The 21,356-nt window shown below is 54.6% G+C and carries 19 protein-coding genes; 17 read left to right on the top strand and 2 right to left on the bottom strand.

From position 1 onward, the window contains the following. The first annotated feature begins 27 nt into the window (after positions 1 to 27). From rny to ftsH, 7 genes are all read left to right on the top strand, one after another. Entirely contained in the window at positions 28 to 1,572 is a 1,545-nt protein-coding gene (gene rny / locus ACI4OH_RS11415) for a ribonuclease Y (RefSeq protein WP_435721327.1), read from the top strand. Positions 1,573 to 1,639: 67 nt separating this feature from the next. After that, a complete protein-coding gene (locus ACI4OH_RS11410) occupies positions 1,640 to 2,182 on the top strand; it encodes a hypothetical protein (protein ID WP_435721328.1) in 543 nt (180 codons plus the stop codon). A 54-nt stretch (positions 2,183 to 2,236) separates the two neighbouring features. Beyond that, positions 2,237 to 3,022 (top strand): TIGR00282 family metallophosphoesterase, encoded by a 786-nt coding sequence (locus ACI4OH_RS11405; RefSeq protein ID WP_435721329.1) that lies wholly within the window; start codon positions 2,237 to 2,239, stop codon positions 3,020 to 3,022. A 215-nt stretch (positions 3,023 to 3,237) separates the two neighbouring features. Further along, a complete protein-coding gene (locus ACI4OH_RS11400; protein WP_118015757.1) occupies positions 3,238 to 3,498 on the top strand; it encodes a stage V sporulation protein S in 261 nt (86 codons plus the stop codon). 45 nt (positions 3,499 to 3,543) lie between these two features. Further along, positions 3,544 to 4,374: a phosphatase gene (locus ACI4OH_RS11395; protein ID WP_432646850.1), complete on the top strand. Its 831-nt coding sequence runs from the start codon at positions 3,544 to 3,546 to the stop codon at positions 4,372 to 4,374. Positions 4,375 to 4,391: 17 nt separating this feature from the next. After that, positions 4,392 to 5,225: an Asp23/Gls24 family envelope stress response protein gene (locus ACI4OH_RS11390; protein WP_432646851.1), complete on the top strand. Its 834-nt coding sequence runs from the start codon at positions 4,392 to 4,394 to the stop codon at positions 5,223 to 5,225. Between the two features lie 75 nt (positions 5,226 to 5,300). Then, the gene (gene ftsH, locus ACI4OH_RS11385; protein WP_432646852.1) at positions 5,301 to 7,340 is read left to right on the top strand and encodes an ATP-dependent zinc metalloprotease FtsH; all 2,040 of its coding nucleotides are present in this window, start codon (positions 5,301 to 5,303) and stop codon (positions 7,338 to 7,340) included. Between the two features lie 86 nt (positions 7,341 to 7,426). On the opposite strand, the gene ACI4OH_RS11380 is transcribed toward ftsH, so the two are convergent. Both ACI4OH_RS11380 and ACI4OH_RS11375 read right to left on the bottom strand, forming a co-directional pair. Further along, entirely contained in the window at positions 7,427 to 8,785 is a 1,359-nt protein-coding gene (locus ACI4OH_RS11380; protein WP_439784760.1) for a hemolysin family protein, read from the bottom strand. Between the two features lie 129 nt (positions 8,786 to 8,914). After that, positions 8,915 to 9,490, bottom strand: coding sequence for a BsuPI-related putative proteinase inhibitor (locus tag ACI4OH_RS11375; RefSeq protein WP_435721331.1), 576 nt, complete (start codon positions 9,488 to 9,490; stop codon positions 8,915 to 8,917). A 172-nt stretch (positions 9,491 to 9,662) separates the two neighbouring features. Here ACI4OH_RS11375 and ylqF point away from each other — a divergent pair, with 172 nt between their 5' ends. The 10 genes from ylqF to rlmD all read left to right on the top strand — a co-directional run. Then, positions 9,663 to 10,580 carry a ribosome biogenesis GTPase YlqF gene (ylqF, locus tag ACI4OH_RS11370; RefSeq protein ID WP_432646855.1) on the top strand — a complete coding sequence of 306 codons (918 nt, stop codon included), beginning with the start codon at positions 9,663 to 9,665 and terminating at the stop codon, positions 10,578 to 10,580. Beyond that, entirely contained in the window at positions 10,577 to 11,350 is a 774-nt protein-coding gene (gene rnhB / locus ACI4OH_RS11365; protein WP_439784759.1) for a ribonuclease HII, read from the top strand. Before ylqF ends, rnhB begins: the two co-directional genes overlap by 4 nt. Before the next feature lie 81 nt (positions 11,351 to 11,431). Further along, positions 11,432 to 11,797, top strand: coding sequence for a YraN family protein (locus ACI4OH_RS11360; RefSeq protein WP_439784758.1), 366 nt, complete (start codon positions 11,432 to 11,434; stop codon positions 11,795 to 11,797). Positions 11,798 to 11,837: 40 nt separating this feature from the next. After that, positions 11,838 to 13,367, top strand: a complete 1,530-nt coding sequence (locus ACI4OH_RS11355) for a YifB family Mg chelatase-like AAA ATPase (protein ID WP_439784757.1) — start codon at positions 11,838 to 11,840, stop codon at positions 13,365 to 13,367. 53 nt (positions 13,368 to 13,420) lie between these two features. Then, a complete protein-coding gene (priA, locus tag ACI4OH_RS11350) occupies positions 13,421 to 15,838 on the top strand; it encodes a primosomal protein N' (RefSeq protein ID WP_439784756.1) in 2,418 nt (805 codons plus the stop codon). A 112-nt stretch (positions 15,839 to 15,950) separates the two neighbouring features. Further along, positions 15,951 to 16,241, top strand: a complete 291-nt coding sequence (gene gatC / locus ACI4OH_RS11345; protein ID WP_435721334.1) for an Asp-tRNA(Asn)/Glu-tRNA(Gln) amidotransferase subunit GatC — start codon at positions 15,951 to 15,953, stop codon at positions 16,239 to 16,241. 14 nt (positions 16,242 to 16,255) lie between these two features. Further along, positions 16,256 to 17,725: an Asp-tRNA(Asn)/Glu-tRNA(Gln) amidotransferase subunit GatA gene (gene gatA, locus ACI4OH_RS11340; protein ID WP_439784755.1), complete on the top strand. Its 1,470-nt coding sequence runs from the start codon at positions 16,256 to 16,258 to the stop codon at positions 17,723 to 17,725. Continuing rightward, positions 17,725 to 19,167: an Asp-tRNA(Asn)/Glu-tRNA(Gln) amidotransferase subunit GatB gene (gene gatB / locus ACI4OH_RS11335; RefSeq protein WP_435721336.1), complete on the top strand. Its 1,443-nt coding sequence runs from the start codon at positions 17,725 to 17,727 to the stop codon at positions 19,165 to 19,167. Before gatA ends, gatB begins: the two co-directional genes overlap by 1 nt. Before the next feature lie 145 nt (positions 19,168 to 19,312). Then, positions 19,313 to 19,978 carry an HAD family hydrolase gene (locus tag ACI4OH_RS11330; RefSeq protein ID WP_439784754.1) on the top strand — a complete coding sequence of 222 codons (666 nt, stop codon included), beginning with the start codon at positions 19,313 to 19,315 and terminating at the stop codon, positions 19,976 to 19,978. Between the two features lie 37 nt (positions 19,979 to 20,015). Beyond that, on the top strand, positions 20,016 to 21,356 hold a 1,341-nt coding region (gene rlmD, locus ACI4OH_RS11325; RefSeq protein WP_439784753.1), incomplete at its 3' end, for a 23S rRNA (uracil(1939)-C(5))-methyltransferase RlmD.

The raw sequence follows: 21,356 nt of genomic DNA, 5'->3' as shown, positions 1-21,356 counted from the left end.
GCATGAAAGCAAAAAAAGAAAAGGGGGGTGAATATTATCGTTACAATAATATTAGCGGTAATAGTAGCAGTGATCGTCGGTGCGGGCTGCGGCTATGTCATGCGCAAACGCACGGCAGAGTCCCAGATCGGTTCGGCGGAAGCTGAAGCAAAACGAATTGTAGATGATGCAGCCAAACGTGGCGAGACGAAAAAGAAAGAAGCTTTACTCGAGGCGAAGGAAGATATCCATCGCCTGCGTCAGGAACTGGAACGTGAGACGAAAGACCGCCGTTCGGAGCTCCAGCGTCAGGAACGCCGCGTTGTGCAGAAAGAGGAAAATCTTGACCGCAAGCTGGATTCCATCGAAAAACGCGAGGAAGCGCTGACGCGCAAAGAGGTTCGTCTCGACAAGAGCCAGGCTGCTGTCAATGAGATGCATGAACAGCAGAAAGCTGAACTGGAGCGCATTTCCGGACTGACGTCCGACGAGGCACGCACGATGCTCATGGCCGAGGCTGAGGAAGAACTCAAGCACGAAAAGGCCATGAAAATCAAGGAATACGTCCAGCAGACGAAGGACGAGGCCGACAAGAAGGCGCGCGAGATTCTTTCTACGGCTATCCAGCGCTGCGCTGCAGACCATGTCGCTGAGACGACGGTCTCGGTCGTAGCTCTGCCAAACGATGAGATGAAAGGCCGCATCATTGGCCGTGAGGGCCGCAATATCCGCACACTGGAGACGCTGACGGGCATCGATCTCATCATCGATGATACACCGGAAGCCGTCATCCTGTCGGGCTTTGATTCGGTGCGCCGCGAAATTGCGCGCATTGCTCTTGAGAAGCTCATTCAGGATGGCCGCATCCATCCGGCCCGTATTGAGGAAATGGTCGAGAAAGCCAAACGCGAAGTCGACCAGCGCATCAAGGAAGCCGGCGAACAGGCAACATTCGAGACGGGCGTGCACGGACTCCATCCGGAGCTCATTCGCCTGCTCGGCCGTCTGCGCTACCGCACGAGTTACGGCCAGAATGTACTCAATCATTCTATCGAGGTCTCGCATCTCGCCGGTGTCATGGCTGCAGAGCTCGGCTGTGATGTCATGCTCGCCAAACGCGGCGGTCTGCTGCACGATATCGGCAAGGCCATTGACCATGAGGTCGAGGGCTCGCATACGACCATCGGTGCCGATATTGCCCGCAAGTATCACGAATCGAAGGATGTCATCAATGCGATTCTGTCGCATCACGGTGATGTCGAAGCAACGAGCGTCGAATCCGTGCTCGTCGCTGCTGCTGATGCTGTCTCGGCTGCCAGACCTGGCGCACGCCGTGAGAGCCTTGAATCGTATCTCAAACGCCTTAAGAGCCTCGAAGAGATTGCCGAGTCCTTCGACGGCGTCGAACGCTGCTTTGCCATTCAGGCTGGCCGTGAGATTCGCGTCATGGTCAAACCGGATAAGGTGGATGACGCAGAAGCTGCGGCTCTTGCTCATAACATTGTCAAGAAAATCGAAGACGAGCTCGAATATCCTGGCCAGATCAAGGCCACGGTTATCCGTGAGACGCGCGTCGTCGATTATGCAAAATAAAGAAATCTGCTGTACTGAGGGTGCGGGGCGAAGTCCCGGACCCTCAGTCTGTTAAGAGGGAACTATCATGTTTGGATTTAAATCACAGCGCCGGAAACAGTCGGAGGAAAAAGCAGGGATTCAGTTTTTAGCGTCGCTTCTTGTCTGTTATCCGGAAATCAGTTCGGTCACCTATGATCCGCAGAAGGTTGCTCTGACCCTTGATTTTGTGCTGCGCGGCAGTTATCCGCCGCAGGCGCTCGATGCTTTTACGAAACTGCTCTCTGAGAGCATTGCAACGTATCATGCGCTCATGGACGGCACGGAGCCCTATCTGGAAATCCGGGGCGAGGAAATCGCGGCGGAACATAAGCTGGTCATGTTCCATGTGGAGCGTGAAGTGGCGACGCTGGAGCGCGATGAGCTGACGTTGATAGCGCGTCTCTTTACGGAACATTTTGGCAGGAACCTGCTGGTCGACAGCCACTCGCTCAAAACGCTTGAACAGGATTTTGCTGCCGTGCAGAGTGAATTATTGGACCAGATGCTCGGTCAGGCCGCGGAAATTCAGTTCCGCATGCATATGGTCGGACTGCGCGAGGGAGACCGCGTGGTGGTCTATAATCGCTGAGTTCGCTGCTGATGAGGTGCGGAAACGCCGAAAGATAGAAAAGAGGAAAAAATTTTGAAAGTCATGTTGGTGGGAGATGTCATCGGCCATGCCGGCCGACGGGCATTCTGCAAAATTACGCCGCGTCTGCGCGCGGAAAAGAAAATCGATGTCGTCATCGTCAATGGTGAGAATTCTGCGGGCGGCAAGGGCTTTACGCGCAAATCACTCGACGAGCTTTACCGCGGCGGCGCGGATATCATCACATCGGGCAATCATGTCTGGGATAAAAAAGATGTACTGGAATTCATCGATCAAGAGCCTTTCCTGATTCGTCCGGCCAATTACCCAGAGGGAACACCGGGCAGGGGCTGGTGCTCGTATCCTTTTAAGGCAAAGAATATCGGCGTGATGAATCTTTCGGGACGTGCCTTTATGCCGCCACTCGACTGTCCGTTCCAGAAAGTCGAAGAACTGCTGCATGAGATGAAAGACGAATGTGATATTATTTTCCTTGACTTCCATGCAGAGACGACTTCTGAAAAAATCGCCATGGGCTGGTACCTCGATGGCCGCGTCAATGGCGTGGTCGGTACGCATACGCATGTGCAGACAGCGGATGAACGCATCCTGCCGAAGGGGACGGCTTACATCACAGACCTCGGCATGGTCGGTCCGCATGATTCCGTGCTCGGCGTCAAGACGGATTTGATTTTGAGAAAGTTCACGACGGCCATGCCCGTGCGTTTTGACGTTGCCGAGGGGCCCTGCGTGTATTCAGCATTCGTAGTTGAAATTGATGACGCAGCAAATAAGACAGTTGGCATTGAGCGCATATTGCTGCGGGAAGAAGACTTTTGATTTGCTAAAAGACGAATGTCTTTTCTCTTTTCTAGAAAGTGAAGCGAAAAAGAAGGAATTCAGGGGTACGCGCCGAATAAATAGAACTAGTAATAGTTTTGGATAGTAAGTAAATAGTAGGTATTTTGTAGATTAAACAATCGTTCCGGTATTCGCTGCAGCATGAATAGCATTGAATATTCCAGCAGTTGATCAACAAGGAGGTCATGCTCATCATGGAAATCTTGAAAGTTTCTGCGAAATCGAATCCAAATTCTGTAGCTGGTGCCTTAGCTGGCGTTATCCGTGAGAATGGCAGTGCTGAGATGCAGGCCATAGGGGCAGGAGCCTTGAATCAGGCGGTCAAAGCCGTGGCCATTGCCCGTGGTTTTGTTGCCCCGCATGGCGTAGATCTCATTTGTATCCCGGCTTTCACGGATATCAAGATTGACGGCGAAGAGCGTACCGCTATCAAGCTGATTGTAGAACCGCGGTAAACGCTCTTTACCGAATTCCAGATACGATTTAGGAGTGAAATAAGGATGCCAAGTGATCTGCATATGCACACGACGTACTCGGACGGCAAACTGACCCCCGAGGAACTCGTGGCTAAGGCAAAGGAAGCAGGCTTATCTTATATGGCCATCACGGACCACGATACGGTGGAAGGAATCAGCCATCTGTATGAGAACGGTCTTTACCCTGCAAGAGGAATTCACATTATCCCAGGCATCGAATTCAGTGCCCATCATCCGACCCGTGAGATTCATATTTTAGGATATAACATTGATATCTATTATGGTGAACTCGTCGATAAGCTCAATGATGTCACAGAAGCACGCTGGACGCGTTTCAGCGAGATGGTGGGGAAATTGCAGCAGCTCGGCTATGAGATCAGCGAAACGGAAGTTTTGACCATCGCTGGTGCGAGCCGCTCGATCAGCCGTTCTCATATCGGCCGCGTCCTCGTGAAAAAAGGATATTTTCCGACTGTGCGCGAGGCCTTTGAAACGATGCTGATGAAGGGGAAGCCCGCGTATGTGCCGCACTATCACCTTGAAGTCGAAGAAATCATCGAACTCATCAAAGCGGCAGGCGGTACGCCGGTACTGGCCCATCCTAAGCTCATAGGGGATGACAGACTTGTGGAAGACCTCTGCTGCCGCGGCATAGAGGGGCTTGAGGTATTTTACCCGCAGCATGATGAAGCAGACACGGAGCGCTACATGGATATGGCGAAGCGTTATAACCTCATGGTGACGGGAGGCTCTGACTTTCACGGCTTTGCCACGCGTTATCCTCAGGAAGTTGGCATCTTTACCATCGACGACTGCTGGGCGGAGAAACTTTACCGTCCGGCACAGAAACTCTGAAAGCAAGGGGAGAATAGATGGACGTCATTGCCTTAGTCGGTCCGAGCGGGACCGGCAAAAGCCATCGTGCACTGATTGTAGCACATAAAAATCATGCGGATGCCATCATTGATGACGGCATTCTCATTAAAGACGGTAAAATCATCGCGGGCCATTCTGCTAAAAAAGAAAAAAGCAGGATTATGGCGGTCCGCAGAGCGATTTTTATCCTGCCGGGTCATGCCGAAGAAGTCCGCAAGGCGATTGAGGAAACCAAGCCTCATCGCATCCTGATTCTCGGCACGTCGGAGAACATGGTGCAGAAGATTACGAGGGCCCTGCATCTGCCGCCTATCGCCAAAATCATCCGCATTGAGGATATCGCCACGCGTTCTGAGATGGAGAAGGCGCGTTTTTACCGCATCAAGCAGGGGAAGCACATCATTCCGGTGCCGACTATTGAGCTCAAGCCTCATTTTTCAGGCTACCTTATAGACCCGCTGCAGTCTTTTTTTAAGCGCTCGTCGACGAGGCGGCGCCGCCTTGGTGAAAAATCCATTGTGCGGCCGGTTTTCAGCTATTACGGCAAGCTCATCATCGATGATGCGACCATCAAGTCAATCGTTCACCATGTCATCATGGCAGAAGGGCCTTTCAGCAAGGTCAGCGATGTCAAAGTCAAACATCTCTTTGTCGGCGATGAAGACCAGGGTCTCACGATTTCCTGCAATGTCGTGCTGACTTACGGCAATCATATCCCGACACTTTTGAAGCAGGCACAGACAAAGGTCAGGAGTTCCGTCGAATTCATGACGGGCATGATTGTGCATGAAGTTGACATTGTCGTCAAGACGCTTTACGTACAGGCATGACTGTGCCCCCGCGCGAGGCCGCGGGGGCCTTTCTTTATCCTTTCTTTTTTGTTTATTTATTTGGAGGTGAATCTTATGAAAGAAGTCAAATCGCCGAAAAAGCCAATGGCATTTTACTATATCGTCGTGCTGGCGCTCATCCTGCTGTTCAATGAGATGGCCCGTCCTTATATGGAACAGGCGCAGATTGAACCGGTTGATTACAGCACGTTCATGCAGTGCATCGACGATAAGACCGTTGACCATGTAGAAATTCAGTCGAATCAGATTCTCTATACGGTCAAGAATGACCATAAGAAGTACAAGACGGGCATCATGAATGACCCGACACTGGCGCAGCGCCTGATGGAATCAGGGGCAACATTTACACAGGATATCAAGGAAGAGACCTCGCCGCTCATGAGCTTCTTCCTCGCCTGGATTCTGCCCCTCATTATCTTCTTTGCGATTGGCCAGTATATGAGCCGCAAAATCATGGATAAGGCCGGAGGCAATTCGATGATGTTCGGGGGCTCTGGAAATCAGGCCAAGATTTATGTGCCGTCTTCCGAGGGCATTCATTTCAGCGATGTGGCCGGTGAAGATGAGGCGAAGGAAAATCTTTCTGAGATTGTCGATTATCTGCATAATCCGGATAAATACACGAGCATCGGTGCTTCGATGCCAAAGGGCGTTCTCCTGGTAGGCCCTCCGGGCACAGGCAAGACGATGCTCGCGAAGGCTGTTGCCGGTGAGGCCGGTGTGCCGTTCTTCTCGATTGCCGGCTCTGAATTCGTCGAGATGTTCGTCGGCATGGGTGCATCCAAGGTCCGCGACCTCTTCAAACAGGCCAAGGAAAAGGCGCCGTGCATTGTCTTCATCGATGAGATTGATGCCATTGGCCAGAAGCGTACGGGTGCTGCGATGGGCAATGACGAGCGCGAGCAGACACTCAATCAGCTCCTGACGGAGATGGATGGTTTTGAAGGCAATACGGGCGTCATCATCCTCGCGGCAACGAACCGTCCGGAGTCGCTGGACCCCGCACTCCTGCGCCCGGGACGTTTTGACCGCCGTGTGCCGGTCGAACTGCCGGACCTCAAGGGACGTGAGGATATCCTGAAGGTCCATGCGAAAAAGGTCCGCCTGGCAGACGATGTCAACTTCCATACGATTGCGCGCATGGCAGCCGGTGCTTCGGGCGCTGAGCTCGCGAACATCATCAATGAGGGCGCGCTGCGCGCGGTCCGCTCGCACCGTGACAGTGTAACCGAGGCGGACCTCGAGGAAAGCATCGAGGTCGTCATTGCCGGTTATCAGAAAAAGAATGCCATTCTGTCGGACCAGGAGAAACGCACGGTTGCTTATCACGAAATCGGCCATGCACTTGTCGCTGCCCTGCAGTCGCATTCTGCACCGGTCCAGAAAATCACGATTATCCCGCGTACATCGGGTGCTCTCGGCTATACGATGCAGGTCGAACAGCAGGATAAATACATCCTGTCGCGTGAAGAACTCGAAAATAAAATTGCGACATTCACGGCCGGCCGTGCCGCTGAGGAAGTCAAATTCGGCCTCGTCAGCACGGGTGCCTCGAACGATATCGAGCAGGCGACGAAACTTGCCCGCGCGATGATCACGCGCTATGGCATGAGCGATGAATTCGACATGGTCGCGATGGAGACCGTCAACAACCGCTACCTCGGCGGCGATACGAGCCTTGCCTGCTCGTCGGCTACGCAGCAGATGATTGATAAAAAAGTGGTCGAACTCGTGCGCAGGCAGCATGAGAAGGCCATCAAACTCCTTGAGGAGCACCGCGACAAACTCGATGAACTCGCTTCGTTCCTCTATGAGAAGGAGACCATCACGGGCGAAGAGTTCATGAAGATCCTCGAGGGCGATAAGGCAGAAGCAGAGGAAGTCAAAGAGGCCGAGCAGAAACTTTTGGCAGATGAAGAAAAAGATGCCAAAGAAGATGCTGAGAAGGCCAAGAAGCTCGCCTGCCTGAACAGCGAGGATGAGCAGCCTGAAGCTCCTGAAAAGGCTGCAGAGCCAGCTTCGGACAAAAATGCTGCTGCAGTTGCAGATGCGGCAGATAAGACAGATAAGACGGATTCCCGTCAGGATGTCTGAAGAGAATCTTCCTATAATAAAAGTAAATAAATAAAAGCAAAAAGCTCCGGCCATGACGTTTGTCTGGCCGGAGCTTTTGTATCGTGTTATTTTGTTTCAGTGGAGTTTTCAGCAGCTGGCTGTTTGCCGTCCGCTGCCGGTTCTTCTGCTGGTTTTTCCTCGCGCGTCACGAGAATCTTATCGATGCGGGCGCGGTCCATGTCGACGACTTCGAAGGTAAAGGCGTTCCAGCTGCATTTTTCTGCGACTTTGGGAATGTAGCCAAAGTAAGAAGTCAGGAAACCTCCCATCGTCTGGTAGTGGTCGTGGTCTTCATCGGGGAGTTCTGCGATATCAAAGCGTTCCTTGAAATCGTCAATGGAGCAGAGGCCGTCAACATACCACGAATTTTCGTCACGCGGCGTGAACTGGATGGGGTCCGGCTCGACATTCGACATGGAGTCGCCGATGATTTCCTGCAGGATATCGTTCAGCGTGATGAAGCCGATGACGCCGCCGTATTCATCGAGTACCATGGCTTCGTGAATGCCGGTATCGCGGAATTTGTTGAGTACGCGGAAGGTCTCCATGGAGCGCGGCACGAACATCGGCTTGCGGATGTACTGCGCAAGGTCGAGGGATTTGCGCTCGAGCGAGGCATTGAGGAGGTCTTTGGCGTAGAGTACGCCGCAGAAATCATCAAGATTCTCGCGGCCGACAGGGAAGACATTCTGCGGATGCTCGCGGATGATGCGCAGATTGTGCTTCAGGGAATCCGTGAGGTCAAGCCAGAGCATCTGAGTACGCGGCGTCATCAGGGCGTAGGCCGTCTGGTCGCTCATATGGAAGATGCGGTCGACCATGGCCTGTTCAGACTTTTCGAACGTGCCGTCCTCTGTACCCTGCTCGATGAGGTCCTTGACTTCATCTTCGGTGACGGTGTCTTCGACATGCGGATTGATGCCGAGCAGCAGCAGTACGCCGTTGGCTGAGCCTGAAAGAAATTTAATGAACGGACGCGCAAGTTTTGTGAGACGTGCGACAATGCCGTGGTATTTCATCAACATGTGTTCAGGGTTCTGGGCCGCTTTTTTCTTCGGCAGAAATTCACTGAAGAGCAGCGTGATATATGTCATGACGACGATGCTCACGATCATCGCGATGGCTGAGGCATGCGGCAGAAAGCTGATGAAACCGGCGAGGAACGGTGCGACAAAGGCACCCGTGCAGAGGCCGAGCAGGAGGCCTGTGAGCGTGATGCCGACCTGCACAAGGGAAAGCGGCGCTTCGACGTTTTCAAGCAGGCCGAGCGCGGCTTCTGCATCGGCATTGCCGTCTTCCGCGAGCTTTTCAAGACGGCCGCGGTGACTTTCGGTCAAAGCCGTTTCAATCAAGGAGAAGAAGGCACTGGCGATGAGAAAAAGGAAAACTAAGACGAGCAAAAGGCCCGCGTCTGTACTATCCAAAAATGATACACATCCTTTTGTTTTTTGAACTAACAAATCGAGATTTTATCAATTGATTCCTTCTAGTATAGCATAATCGCGGGGGTTCGTCACATTTTGTCTGGCTGTTTGCCTGTCGATGCTGTCAGCTCAATCATCGTACCAGGGACCGTTGCCGATGATGATGCCGCCGTGCAGGGTCACAGGCGTGGAACTGCCGACTTTTGTCGGCATGCGCGTGGTGATTTTGTAAGGCGTGTCGACGAGCCAGGCCGTCACAAGGACACCGTCTTCTTTGATTTTGCGATAGGCCTTGCTGTCAAGTTCAGCCGTGTAGACTTCGCTCTTATGGGCAGCGACAGACGAGCTTGTCAGGGCCTGCGTGAATGCCATGCCATTCGACCACTGGTAAAGCGTCTTGCCGTTTTTGTCGAGGATGGCGAAGTCATAGACCTGTCCGTCGCGGTGGGCGATGGAATAGTCGCTGTCGCCGTCGTTCGTGACTTTGAGCTCCATGACGAGACGGCCGTGTTTTTGCTCGACCGTCAGTTCTTCAACGATATTGTCAAAGCTGAAAGCTGCATAGGACGGCACGATTTCCGTGCTGTGCGAGCCCGAGGTCGGAAACGACACGCCGATGCCCGTGCCAAATGATGCGGAAGCCACAGGCATGAAGGCGGCGCAGGCCGTCAGGGCAAGGGCAGGAATCAAGGCATATTTTTTCATGTAAATCACTCCTGACTGAATCCATATCCATATCCGGATAGTTTCATTATATCATGATATCATGTCATCTTGTCATCTTGTATAATATCTATTGTATCATGATGAAAGAGGAGTTTCTCTTAAAATGCCGGCTATGTTATAATGAAGATAAATTTTTTGCGGAGGAAGATACATGGAACAGGAAAAAAGAAATGAACTGCCGGGCATTCAGTGGTTCCCGGGACATATGAAAAAGGCACAGCGCCTGATTGAGGAAAATCTGAAACTCGTCGATGTGGTCATCGAGCTTCTCGATGCACGGATCCCTGCGAGCAGTGCCAATCCGATGCTTGCGGAAATCATCAGGGACAAGCCGCGGCTCATCGCCCTCAATAAGTCGGACCTTGCCGATGCGGCCAGCACGAAGCGCTGGCTTGCGTATTTCCGCGCGCAGGGGCTGCCGGCTGTCGCGATTGATTCGGTCAAAGGACGCGGCATGAAGCAGCTCGTGCGTCAGGCCGAAGAACTTGCGCGGCCGAAGACGGACCGCTTTGTCAAGAATGGCGGGCGTCCGCGGGCAGCGCGCTGCATGATCTTAGGCATCCCGAATGTCGGCAAATCGTCTCTCATTAACCGTCTCGCCGGTGCCGTCAAGGCCAAGGCCGCCGACAAACCGGGTGTGACGCGCGCAAAACAGTGGATTAAGATCGGCGCTTCGCTTGACCTTCTCGATACGCCGGGCATTCTCTGGCCAAAGTTTGAGGACCAGACCGTGGGCCTTAAGCTCGCGTTTACGGGAGCCATCAACGATGATATTTACGACCGCGAGCAGGTCACGGCCCTGCTTTTATCCGTCATGCGCCGCGATTATCCCGAGCGTCTGCAGGAACGCTTTAAATTCAAGGGCGAGATGCCGGAAGACGGTCTCGCGCTTCTCGAGGCCATCGGCCGCAAGCGCGGCTGCCTCGTGAAGGGCGGTGTCGTGGACCTTGAAAAGGCGCAGAATATCGTGCTGACGGAGTTCCGCAGCGGCAAACTCGGACTTGTGACGCTTGACGAAGTTCCAGAAATGCCTAAAGTGCCGGAAGGCGGGTGCACAGAATCAAAATGAAAGCAATTGCAGATTATACGATAAAAGAGCTTGAGGCGGCCCTGAATTCTGGTGAGGTCAGTGAGGAATTCCTCGCGGCCTGCCGGGAAGATTCGCGCAAGGCCACGGCAAGACTCGTGCACCGCTATGAAAAAATGCAGGCCGAACACGCGCGGCTTCTTTCGATGTATGCCTATGAGCATGAGGCATGGAAAGAGGGATACGAGATTGTCGCGGGCGTCGATGAGGCAGGACGCGGCCCTTTGGCAGGTCCTGTTTCCGTCGCGGCTGTCATCCTGCCGCATGATCTTTGTCTGCCGAAGCTCAACGATTCGAAGAAAATCTCAGCCAAGGTCCGCGAGGAACTTTTTGACGAGATTCAGGAAAAGGCCCTTGCCGTGGGCACGGCTCTCATTGATGCGCAGACCATCGACCGCGTCAATATCTATCAGGCGACGATCAATGGCATGTACGAGGCCATTTTCTCCCTGCGGCCGGAGCCGCAGAAGGTCCTCATCGACGCCGTGCCGCTTGAAAATCTGCCGATGTCGTCTCTGCCCATCATCAAGGGCGATGCAAAATCGGCTTCGATTGCGGCTGCTTCCATCATTGCCAAAGTCACGCGTGACAGGCTTATGGATGAATACGATAAGATTTATCCGGAATACGGCTTTGCACAGCATAAGGGGTATGGTACGGCGCAGCATATTGAAGCCTTAAAAAAATATGGCCCCTGTCCCATTCACCGCCGTTCTTTTGAACCGGTTCGTTCACTGGTACGAGATTTTTAATGGCTTGACTATCTCCAGTAGACATTCTATAATAAATCTATAAGAATTAATAGCAATTTTGTCTAAAATGGAGAAAAGGCGATGGCAACAAATGATGCGAAACTGCTGGGCAGTCAGGGCGAAGAAGCGGCTGCTGTTTTTTTAGAACGTCAGGGTCACGCAATCCTTGCGCGCAATTTTCGTACGCCGCAGGGAGAAATCGATATCATTACGCGCCTCGGACAGACTGTCGTCTTTGTCGAAGTCAAGACAAGGCGTACGCGCCGCTTTGGGCGGCCGGCCGCGGCTGTTGGCTATCATAAACAACAGAAAATCATCCAGTCTGCACGCTGGTTTCTGCGGCAGAGGCATCTAGAGAGCTACCTCTGTCGTTTTGATGTCTTAGAGGTCTATGCAGCGGGGAAAACGTGGTCCTTCAATCATCTGCGGGGAGCCTTTGAGGTGTGAATAGGAAAAGAAAAGAAAGACGGAGTGAGGAGGGATTCTCTTGTTTGCAAGGTCTTTTGGCGGTACGACGCTCGGCGTCGATGGCCTCATCATTGCGGTAGAAGTCGATTCAGCGGCAGGGCTGCCGGCTTTTGATATCGTCGGACTGCCCGACACTTCTGTGCGCGAGTCAAAAGAGCGCGTGCGCACGGCCATACGCAATGCGGGCATTCAGCTGCGGCAGGAAAAAGTCACCATCAATCTCGCGCCGGCCGGCATTCGCAAGGACAGTCCCGGACTCGATCTGCCGATTGCCATGGGGCTTTTGGCGGCTTACGGCGTTTTGCCGGTAGACTGCCTGCAGAAATCTTTTTTTGCGGCGGAACTGTCGCTTGAAGGGGAGTGCCGGCCCGTACGCGGCATCCTGCCGATGGTCATCGCAGCGCGGAAAGAGGGGCTGACTTCCGTCTTTGTCGCACGCGGCAATGCCAATGAAGCCCTGCTCGTCGAGGGCATTCAGGTTTATATACTCGACCATCTGCGCCAGGCCGTGGCTTTTTTCAACGGGCAGGAAGCCCTGCAGCCTGCCGTGCCGGATGAAGGAGAGGAAGATTCGCCGCTTCTGGAGGATTTTGCCGATGTGCAGGGACAGTTTCAGGCCAAGCGGGCCCTTGAGATTGCTGCCGCGGGCGGCCACAATCTCCTGATGGTCGGCGTGCCGGGCTCCGGCAAGACGATGCTCGCGCGGCGCCTGAGTTCCATCCTGCCGCGCCTGACGCGCGAAGAGGCCTTGGAAGTCACAAAAATTTACAGCATTGCCGGGCTCCTGCCGCAGGGCGGCGGCCTTGTGCGGCAGAGGCCGTTCCGCAGTCCGCATCATACGACATCCATGGTTGCGATGATTGGCGGCGGCAGTGTGCCGCGGCCCGGTGAAGTCACGCTTGCCCATCACGGCGTGTTGTTTCTCGACGAACTGCCCGAGTTTTCCAAGGCGACGCTCGAAGTCCTGCGGCAGCCGCTTGAGGACAGGGCCGTGACGATTTCACGCGTGCATGCTTCGCTGACATTTCCCTCGAGCATGATTCTCGTCTGCGCGATGAATCCCTGTCCCTGCGGTTATTACGGCGATGAAGAGGGCGGCAGAACCTGTGAGTGTTCCCCTGGCGAAATCCGGCGTTACACGCGGCGCATTTCAGGTCCCTTGCTCGACCGCATCGACATCCATATCCGCGTGCCGCGCGTCAAGTACCAGGAACTGTCTTCCACGAAAAAGGCGGAATCATCGGCGAGCATCCGCAGCCGCGTGGAAGCGGCAAGGGCTAAGCAGACGGCAAGACTGCACTCTTACGGCATTTTCTGCAATGCTCAGATGAATCATGCCATTTTAAAGAGAACCTGTTTTTTGACACAGGATGCGCAGCAGCTTCTCGAGATGGCGTTCCGGCGCATGAATCTTTCGGCGCGTTCGTATGACCGTATCATCAAAGTCGGCCGCACGATTGCGGACCTCGACGACGCCAAAAATATCGAGGCCAAACACATCGCGGAAGCCGTGCAGCTGCGCAACGATGTCGGATTGTCGGTTGAGTGAATCTATTGTATAATGGGGAGTATATTCTATAGAAGAAATAAGGAATCGCTAGTATGAAGACAGCCGATGTTTTCGTAAATATCCCCGTCAAGAGCATTGCACGGGCTTATACGTACCGTGTGCCGGACAGCCTCGCGCAAATTGAGGCTGGCTGGCGCGTTTTTGTGCCGTTTGGCGGCCGCAAGGTCGAGGGTTTTGTCGTCGAGACACACGAGGGCGCAAAGGAACCGGAAGGCATCAATCTCAAGGATATCATCGCGGCCGTCGATGAGGAAGGCTGGTTCTCGCCGCAGATGATCCGCGTGGCACGCTGGCTCGCGAATTTTTATCTCTGTTCTCTGGCAGAAATCATGCGCCTCTTTATGCCGGGCAAGAGCGGCCTGCATATTTCCGTACTTTATGAGGCCGATGAGTCGCAGGCACAGCATATCCTCATGAATATGCCGGCCTGCAGGGCAATCTTCTATTATCTGTTACAGGAAGGGCCGCAAAAAAAGTCGGCACTGGCAAAAGCTCTGCCGGAATGGCAGGACGGTCTTGCCGATATGCTCGACAAGATGCAGAAATATCATATCGTGCATAAGGAATACGAAGCGCAGAAGCGCGATGCCGCACAGTATGAGCGCTTTGTCGTGCTGACAGCAGAAGTGACGCCGGAGCTTTTGCAGCAGTTTCATCGCAAAAAGGCACAGGCACATCTGCTGAAACTGCTGCAGGAACGTCCTCAGCAGAGTATGGCAGAGCTCAAAGAACAGCAGGTGACGCCGGCAACGGTTAAGAACCTTGCGGAGACGGGCCTCATTGAGCTGCGCCGCCGCCGCGTCCTGCGCGACAGCTACCGCGGGGCAAAGGCGAAAAAGCAGCAGATTGAGCTCACGGATGACCAGCAGCAGGTTGTGCACGCTGTAATGCCGGCTATCGAGGCGGCAAAATATCAGGGCTTTTTATTGAAGGGCGTCACGGGCAGCGGCAAGACGCAGGTCTATATCGAGCTCGCGGAAAAAGTCCGCGCGGCCGGCCGCCGCGTCATCGTGCTCGTGCCGGAAATCGCGCTGACAGGTCAGGTCGTCATGGCCTTCAAAGCGTATTTCCCCGATGACCTCGTCGTCGTGCACAGCCGGCTGAGTCTTGCCGAGCGCAATGATGCGATTCTGCGCGTGCGGCGCGCGGAAGCCGGCATTATCATCGGTGCGCGTTCGGCCCTTTTTACGCCGGCTGAAGATATCGGTCTGATCATCCTCGATGAGGAACAGGACATGAGCTACAAGCAGGACGAATCGCCGCGCTACCATGCACGCGTTGTGGCGGAGAAAATTGCCAAAGTAAATGACGCCGTTCTGCTGCTCGGCAGCGCGACGCCGTCCCTTGAGTCGTATTACCGCGCCAAGACAGGGGAGTTCACACTTTTAAATATGCCGCGCCGCATCGGCGATATGCCCCTGCCTGTCGTGCATTGCGTGGATATGCGTCAGGAACTGCATATGGGCAATCGCCACATCATCTCGCGTGCCCTGCAGGAACTCATCGAAAGGACCATTGCGCACCGTCAGCAGGTCATCATCATGCTGAACCGCCGCGGTTTTTCGACCTTTGTCATGTGCCGTTCGTGCGGCGAGGTCATCCGCTGCCGTTACTGCGGTCTGCCGCTCGTCTATCATAAGAACGGACAGCTAAAGTGCCATCACTGCGATGTACAGGAACTTGTGCCCGATATCTGCCCGAAGTGCGGCAGCCGCTATATCAAGTATTTTGGCTCCGGTACGGAAAAACTTGAACAGGAACTAAGAGAGCTTGTGCCTTCTGCACGCGTCATCCGCATGGACCGCGATACGACCACGTCAAAATTCGCGCATCAGGAAATCCTTGAGAGCTTCCGGCGCGGCGAGTACGATATCCTGCTCGGCACGCAGATGGTCGCGAAGGGGCACGACATCCCCAATGTCACGGCTGTCGGCGTTATCAGCGCGGATTCCAGCCTCAATATGCCGGATTTCCGCGCAGCGGAGCGCTGTTTCATGCTGATTACACAGACAGCAGGCCGTGCCGGCCGCCATGAGCAGCGCGGCGAAGTCGTCATCCAGACGTACAATCCCACGCATTATGCCGTGGCCTGCGGCATTCGGCAGGATTATGAGGGCTTCTTCCAAAAAGAACTCGCCCTGCGCAAAGAACTTTTTTATCCGCCTTTCAGCCGCCTCGTCAAGCTCCTCTATCAGGATGAGGACGAGACAAAAGCGCGTGACAGAGCCACGGCGCTAGTCAAGGCGTTTGAACTTCATTTTGCAGGACAGCGCGGCCATCAGATCATCGGGCCGGCACCGGCGGTCATTGCCTGCTTCCGCGGCATTTACCGCTTTGTCGTGCTCATCAAGACCATGGACCTTGATGCTGTACATGACTTTCTCAAAGAAGAAAAACTTCATTTGCGCGCCGATGTCGCCATTGATATCGACCCGATTACCATGTTCTAAAACTCCGCCTGTCCCTTTCGGCAGGCGGTTCTCTTTTTGGGTGGATATGTGCTATAATAGAACCGTGTTTTTATTTTTTCACAAATGCAATTTTGGATGGTGAATTAAGAATATGAAAGTAACGAAAGAAGATCTCGAGAACGTCGCTGTTCTCTCCCGCCTTTCGGTGCCGGCGGACAAGGCCGAGACGTATATCAAGCAGATGGATTCCATTCTGACGTACATGGATAATCTCTCGCAGGTTGATACGGAAAACGTCAAGCCGACCACGTACGCCCTGCCGATGCAGAATGTCTTCCGTGAAGATGTTGTGAAGCCGTCGCTGCCGCGTGAGGAAGCCCTTGCTAACGCACCGCTGCAGGAAGATGGTTATTTCAAGGTGCCGAAGGTACTTGAGGACTGACGGAGGGGAAGACTGTGAGATTATATGACAAACCGGCGCATGTCCTGCACGACATGCTCGTTAAGAAAGAAATCACTTCGACCGAGCTCACGAAGGACGTGCTTGCGCGCATCGATGAGGTCGAGGGCGACGTTGAAGCGTATCTGACGATTACGCGCGAAGAGGCCCTTGCTCAGGCCGCTGCGGTCGACGAAAAGATTGCCAAGGGGGAGGAAATCTCCTTCCTCGAGGGCATTCCGGGCGCCATTAAGGACAATATCTGCACGAAAGGCATGAAGACGACGTGCGCTTCGAAAATTCTCGAGCATTTCGTGCCGCCTTACGATGCGACGGTCATGACGAAGCTCAAGAAAGAGAATCCGGTCATCCTCGGCAAGGCCAACATGGATGAGTTTGCCATGGGCGGTTCGACGGAGAATTCCGCTTACCATGTGACGCATAACCCGTGGCACCTTGACTGCGTGCCGGGAGGTTCTTCGGGCGGCAGCGCCGCAGCTGTCGCGGCCGGCACGGCCATCTGGGCCCTCGGCTCTGATACGGGCGGATCCATCCGCCAGCCGGCTTCGTTCTGCGGTGTCGTCGGCATGAAACCGACGTACGGCCGCGTTTCGCGCTACGGCCTCGTCGCTTATGCATCTTCTCTCGACCAGATTGGCCCGCTGACGCGCGATGTGACGGACTGTGCGAATATCCTGAACATCATTGCCGGCCACGACGAGATGGATTCGACGTCGAGCACGGCCGAGGTGCCGGACTACACGAAGTCCCTCGTCGAGGATGTCAAAGGCCTCAAAATCGGCCTGCCGAAGGAGTACTTCGTCAAGGGCATGGACCCCGAGGTCGAGCAGGCCATCCGCACGGCCATCAAGAAGTACGAGGAGCTCGGTGCCGAGGTCGTCGAGATTTCGCTGCCGCATACGGAGTACGCGATTTCGACGTACTACCTGATTGCACCGGCCGAGGCTGCAACGAACCTCGAGCGTTACGACGGCGTCAGCTACGGCGAGCGCGTCGACGGCGAGGACCTCGTGCAGATGATGACGAATACGCGCGATGAGAAGTTCGGCGAGGAAGTCAAGCGCCGCATCATGATCGGCAACTACGCCCTTTCTGCCGGCTACTACGATGCCTATTACCTCAAGGCTCTGAAGGTCCGCACGCTTGTACAGCAGGATTATATGGAAGCCTTCAAGAAAGTCGATGTCATCATGGCTCCGACGGCCCCGACGCCGGCCTTCAAGATTGGCGAAATGATGGCAGACCCGCTGCAGATGTACCTGCAGGATGTCTGCACCGTACCACTCAACCTCGCCGGCCTGCCGGGCATCTCCATTCCGTGCGGCCGCAGCAGCAAGGGCCTGCCCATCGGCCTGCAGATCATCGGCAAGCCGCTCGCGGAGGAAACGCTCATCCGCACGGCTTATACGTATGAGCAGAGTCAGGACTACCATAACACGATGGCGAAGCTTGGAGGGAAAAACTGATGAAATACGAAGCAGTCATTGGCCTTGAGATTCACTGCGAACTCAAGACGAAAACGAAAATTTTCTGCGGCTGTGCCACGGGCTTCGGCGCCGAACAGAACACGCATGTCTGCCCTGTGTGCCTCGGACTGCCGGGCGTCCTGCCGACTGTCAACAAGCGCGTCGTCGAATTCGGCATCAAGGCCGGCCTCGCGACGAACTGCACGATTAACAAGTACAGCAAGTTCGACCGCAAGAACTACTACTATCCGGATTTGCCGAAAAACTGGCAGACGTCGCAGTATGACCTGCCGATTGCCGAGCACGGCTGGGTCGATATCGATGTCGACGGCGAGAAAAAGCGCATCCGCCTGACGCGCATCCATATGGAAGAAGACGCCGGCAAGCTCGTGCATTCGGGCACGACGATTAAGGATTCCGCTTCGAGCAACGTCGATTATAACCGCACGGGCGTGCCGCTTCTCGAGATTGTTTCGGAGCCTGACCTGCGTTCTGCCGAAGAAGCCCGCGCTTATATGGAAAAGATCAAGGCCATCATGGAGTATATCGACGTGTCGAACTGCCGCATGGAAGAGGGCAATCTGCGTGCCGATATCAACGTCTCACTGCGCCCGGCCGGCACGAAAGAGCTTGGCACGCGCACGGAGATGAAGAACATCAACTCCTTCAAGAATCTCGAAGATGCCATCAATTACGAGATTGAGCGTCAGGAAGAGGTGCTTGAGGACGGCGGCCATGTCATTCAGGAGACGCGCACGTTCGACCCGGCCCGCGGCATCACGCTGTCGATGCGCAGCAAGGAAAACGCACACGACTACCGCTACATGCCGGAGCCGGACCTGCCGCCAATCGTCACGAGCGAAGAGACGATTGAAAAATACAGAAGCGAGCTGCCGGAACTGCCCGATGCCCGCCGCGCCCGCCTCGAAAAGGATTACGGCCTTTCGACGTACGATGCCGGCATCATCACGAGTTCGCGCGCAATGGCCGAGTACTTCGACGCCGTCGTCGCGACGGGTGCTGACCCGAAACTTGCGGCGAACTGGATCATGGGCGACCTCGCGAAGAACCTCAACGAGGACGGTCTCGACATCGCGAAGTCTCCGGTCAGCGCCGAACGTCTTGGCAAGATGATCGGTCTAATCATGAAGGACACGATTTCCGGCAAGATCGCGAAGAAGGTCTTCAAGGAGATGTGGACGAATCCGGACGAGCCGGAGAAAATCGTCAAGGACAAGGGCCTCGTCCAGATCACGGATACGGGTGCCATCGAGGCAGCCGTCGACGCGGCCATTGCAGCCAATCCGAAGGCCGTCGCCGAGTACAAGGGCGGCAAGAAGAAGGCCATCGGCGCCCTCGTCGGTCAGGTCATGAAGGCCACGCGCGGCAAAGCCAATCCGCAAATGGTCAACAAGATGCTTGCCGAAAAGCTCGCCGACTGATATATTGATATAGTAGGTAAGAAAACCTTCCCTTCGGGGAAGGTTTTTTGCAGGAAAAAACGAAACTATTATAAAGATAACAATAAATGCAGCATATGAAGCGATAGAATAAAATTCAGGAAAATTCAGGAAGGGGATCTTCTCTTTGCAGTATAAAGCAGCGATTTTTGACCTCGACGGCACGCTCGTCGATACGCTCGAGGACCTTGCCATCAGTGTCAACGAAATGCTCAAGTCGTACGGTTTCCCAACGCATACGGTTGAGGAATACCGCTATTTTCTCGGCAACGGCTCGAAAAAACTCATCGAGCGCACGCTGCCGAAGGATAAGGCTCAGGACGAAGCGTTTGTGCTCGAGGCGATGAAGCGCTATCAGGAAATTTACGAGCATCACCGCGACCATACGGGACCCTTTAAAGGCATTCAGCCGCTGCTCGATAAGCTCAAAGACATGGGCATCCCGATGGGGGTCTGCACGAACAAGCATCAGCAGGCAGCGGATGAAATTATTGGAGGCATGTTCCCTAAAGGCACGTTTACGACGGTCATGGGCGACCGTCCGGGGCTGCCGATTAAGCCGGACCCGACGAAGCCGTTGATGATGGCGAAGGAGTACGGCGTGAAACCGGAGGAAGTCGCATACTTTGGCGATACGAGCGTCGATATGGACACGGCCGTCAATGCTGGCTTCCTGCCCGTCGGCGTGCTCTGGGGCTTTCGCCCAGAAAAAGAACTTCTCGAACACGGTGCAAAAGTCATCCTTGCAAAACCAGAGGAGCTCTTCGAAAAGGTCGAATTTGCGGTAAAATAATAAGATAATATAACGAATGGAATGGAAAGGAAAAAGTATGAAACATCAAGTTCCCGTCGAAAAAGGAAAATCATACGAAATCGAGATTCACACGCTTGGCACAAGCGGCGAGGGCGTGGGGCGCTATGAGGACTTCACGGTCTTTGTGCCCTATGCACTGCCGGGGGAAGAGGTCAGGGCTGTCATCACTGAAGTCAAGAAGACGTATGCAAGGGCACGCCTTACCGAAATTCTCAGAAAAAGCGCCGACCGCGTCAAGCCCGTCTGCGAGATTTACGACCAATGCGGCGGCTGCCAGCTGCAGCACCTCGATTACATGGCCCAGCTCAAGGCGAAGCGCCAGCAGGTCATCGACGCCATCACGCGCATCGGCGGCCAGAAGGACGTCTTCGTCGAGCCGACGCTCGGCGCTGCGAATCCGTGGAACTACCGCAACAAAATGCAGTTCCCCGTCGGCCGTGAAAAGGGAAAGACGATCATCGGCTGCTTTGCGCAGGGCAGCCACGAGATCATCGACACGCGCGACTGCCACATTCAAAAAGAAGGCAATAACGAAATCGTCAATGCCGTCAGAGAAATCATTACATCCCTGCGCATCCCCGTCTACAATGAAGACAAACACACGGGCGTCGTGCGTCACGTCGTCGGCCGCGTCGGTGAAAAGGGTGAGCTCATGGTCGTCATCGTCACGGCGACAAAGCAGCTGCCGCGCGAAAAGGAATTCGTCAAGGCCCTGCGCAGGAAACTGCCGCAGGCCGTCAGCGTGCATCAGAATATCCAGACGTACCGCAACAACGTCATCATGGGCCGCGAGACGAAGCTGCTCTGGGGCAAGCCGACCATCCTCGACCGCATCGGCCGCCTGACGTTCCATATCTCGCCGCGTTCGTTCTTCCAGGTCAATACGGCGCAGGCCGAAGTGCTCTACAACAAGGCCCTCGAATTTGCCAACCTCAAGGGCGAAGAGACGGTCATCGACGCCTACTGCGGCACGGGTACGATTACTTTGTTCCTCGCGCAGAAGGCGCATGAGGTTTACGGCATCGAAATCGTCAAGCCGGCCATCCTCGACGCGCAGAAAAACGCCCGCGACAACAACGTGCGCAATGCCGAATTCATTGTCGGCGACGCGACGGAAGTCATGCCGCGCCTCTACAAACAGGGCGTGCGCGCCGATGTCGTCGTCGTCGACCCGCCGCGCGCCGGCTGCACGGAAACGGTCCTCAAGACGTTTGCCAATATGCACCCCGAACGCATTGTCTACGTCTCGTGCAACCCTGCGAGCCTCGCGCGCGACCTCGCCGTCCTCGAACCGCTCGGCTACAAGGCAAAAAAAGTCCAGCCCGTCGACATGTTCCCGATGACTTCTCACGTTGAG

Origin of the sequence: Mitsuokella apri (assembly GCF_051886055.1) — a bacterium.
Taxonomy (GTDB): Bacteria; Bacillota; Negativicutes; order Selenomonadales; family Selenomonadaceae; genus Mitsuokella.
Note: the sequence above shows the minus strand (reverse complement) of the source record. Positions and strands in the feature narration are given on the sequence as shown.

Excerpts from the sequence above, each read along its gene's own strand:
- ylqF (WP_432646855.1), top strand. The coding sequence starts at position 9,663 with ATGGAACAGGAAAAAAGAAATGAACTGCCGGGCATTCAGTGGTTCCCG.
- ACI4OH_RS11375 (WP_435721331.1), bottom strand. The coding sequence starts at position 9,490 with ATGAAAAAATATGCCTTGATTCCTGCCCTTGCCCTGACGGCCTGCGCC.
- ACI4OH_RS11360 (WP_439784758.1), top strand. The coding sequence starts at position 11,432 with ATGGCAACAAATGATGCGAAACTGCTGGGCAGTCAGGGCGAAGAAGCG.
- ftsH (WP_432646852.1), top strand. The coding sequence starts at position 5,301 with ATGAAAGAAGTCAAATCGCCGAAAAAGCCAATGGCATTTTACTATATC.
- ACI4OH_RS11395 (WP_432646850.1), top strand. The coding sequence starts at position 3,544 with ATGCCAAGTGATCTGCATATGCACACGACGTACTCGGACGGCAAACTG.
- ACI4OH_RS11390 (WP_432646851.1), top strand. The coding sequence starts at position 4,392 with ATGGACGTCATTGCCTTAGTCGGTCCGAGCGGGACCGGCAAAAGCCAT.
- ACI4OH_RS11400 (WP_118015757.1), top strand. The coding sequence starts at position 3,238 with ATGGAAATCTTGAAAGTTTCTGCGAAATCGAATCCAAATTCTGTAGCT.
- priA (WP_439784756.1), top strand. The coding sequence starts at position 13,421 with ATGAAGACAGCCGATGTTTTCGTAAATATCCCCGTCAAGAGCATTGCA.
- gatB (WP_435721336.1), top strand. The coding sequence starts at position 17,725 with ATGAAATACGAAGCAGTCATTGGCCTTGAGATTCACTGCGAACTCAAG.
- gatC (WP_435721334.1), top strand. The coding sequence starts at position 15,951 with ATGAAAGTAACGAAAGAAGATCTCGAGAACGTCGCTGTTCTCTCCCGC.
- ACI4OH_RS11410 (WP_435721328.1), top strand. The coding sequence starts at position 1,640 with ATGTTTGGATTTAAATCACAGCGCCGGAAACAGTCGGAGGAAAAAGCA.
- rnhB (WP_439784759.1), top strand. The coding sequence starts at position 10,577 with ATGAAAGCAATTGCAGATTATACGATAAAAGAGCTTGAGGCGGCCCTG.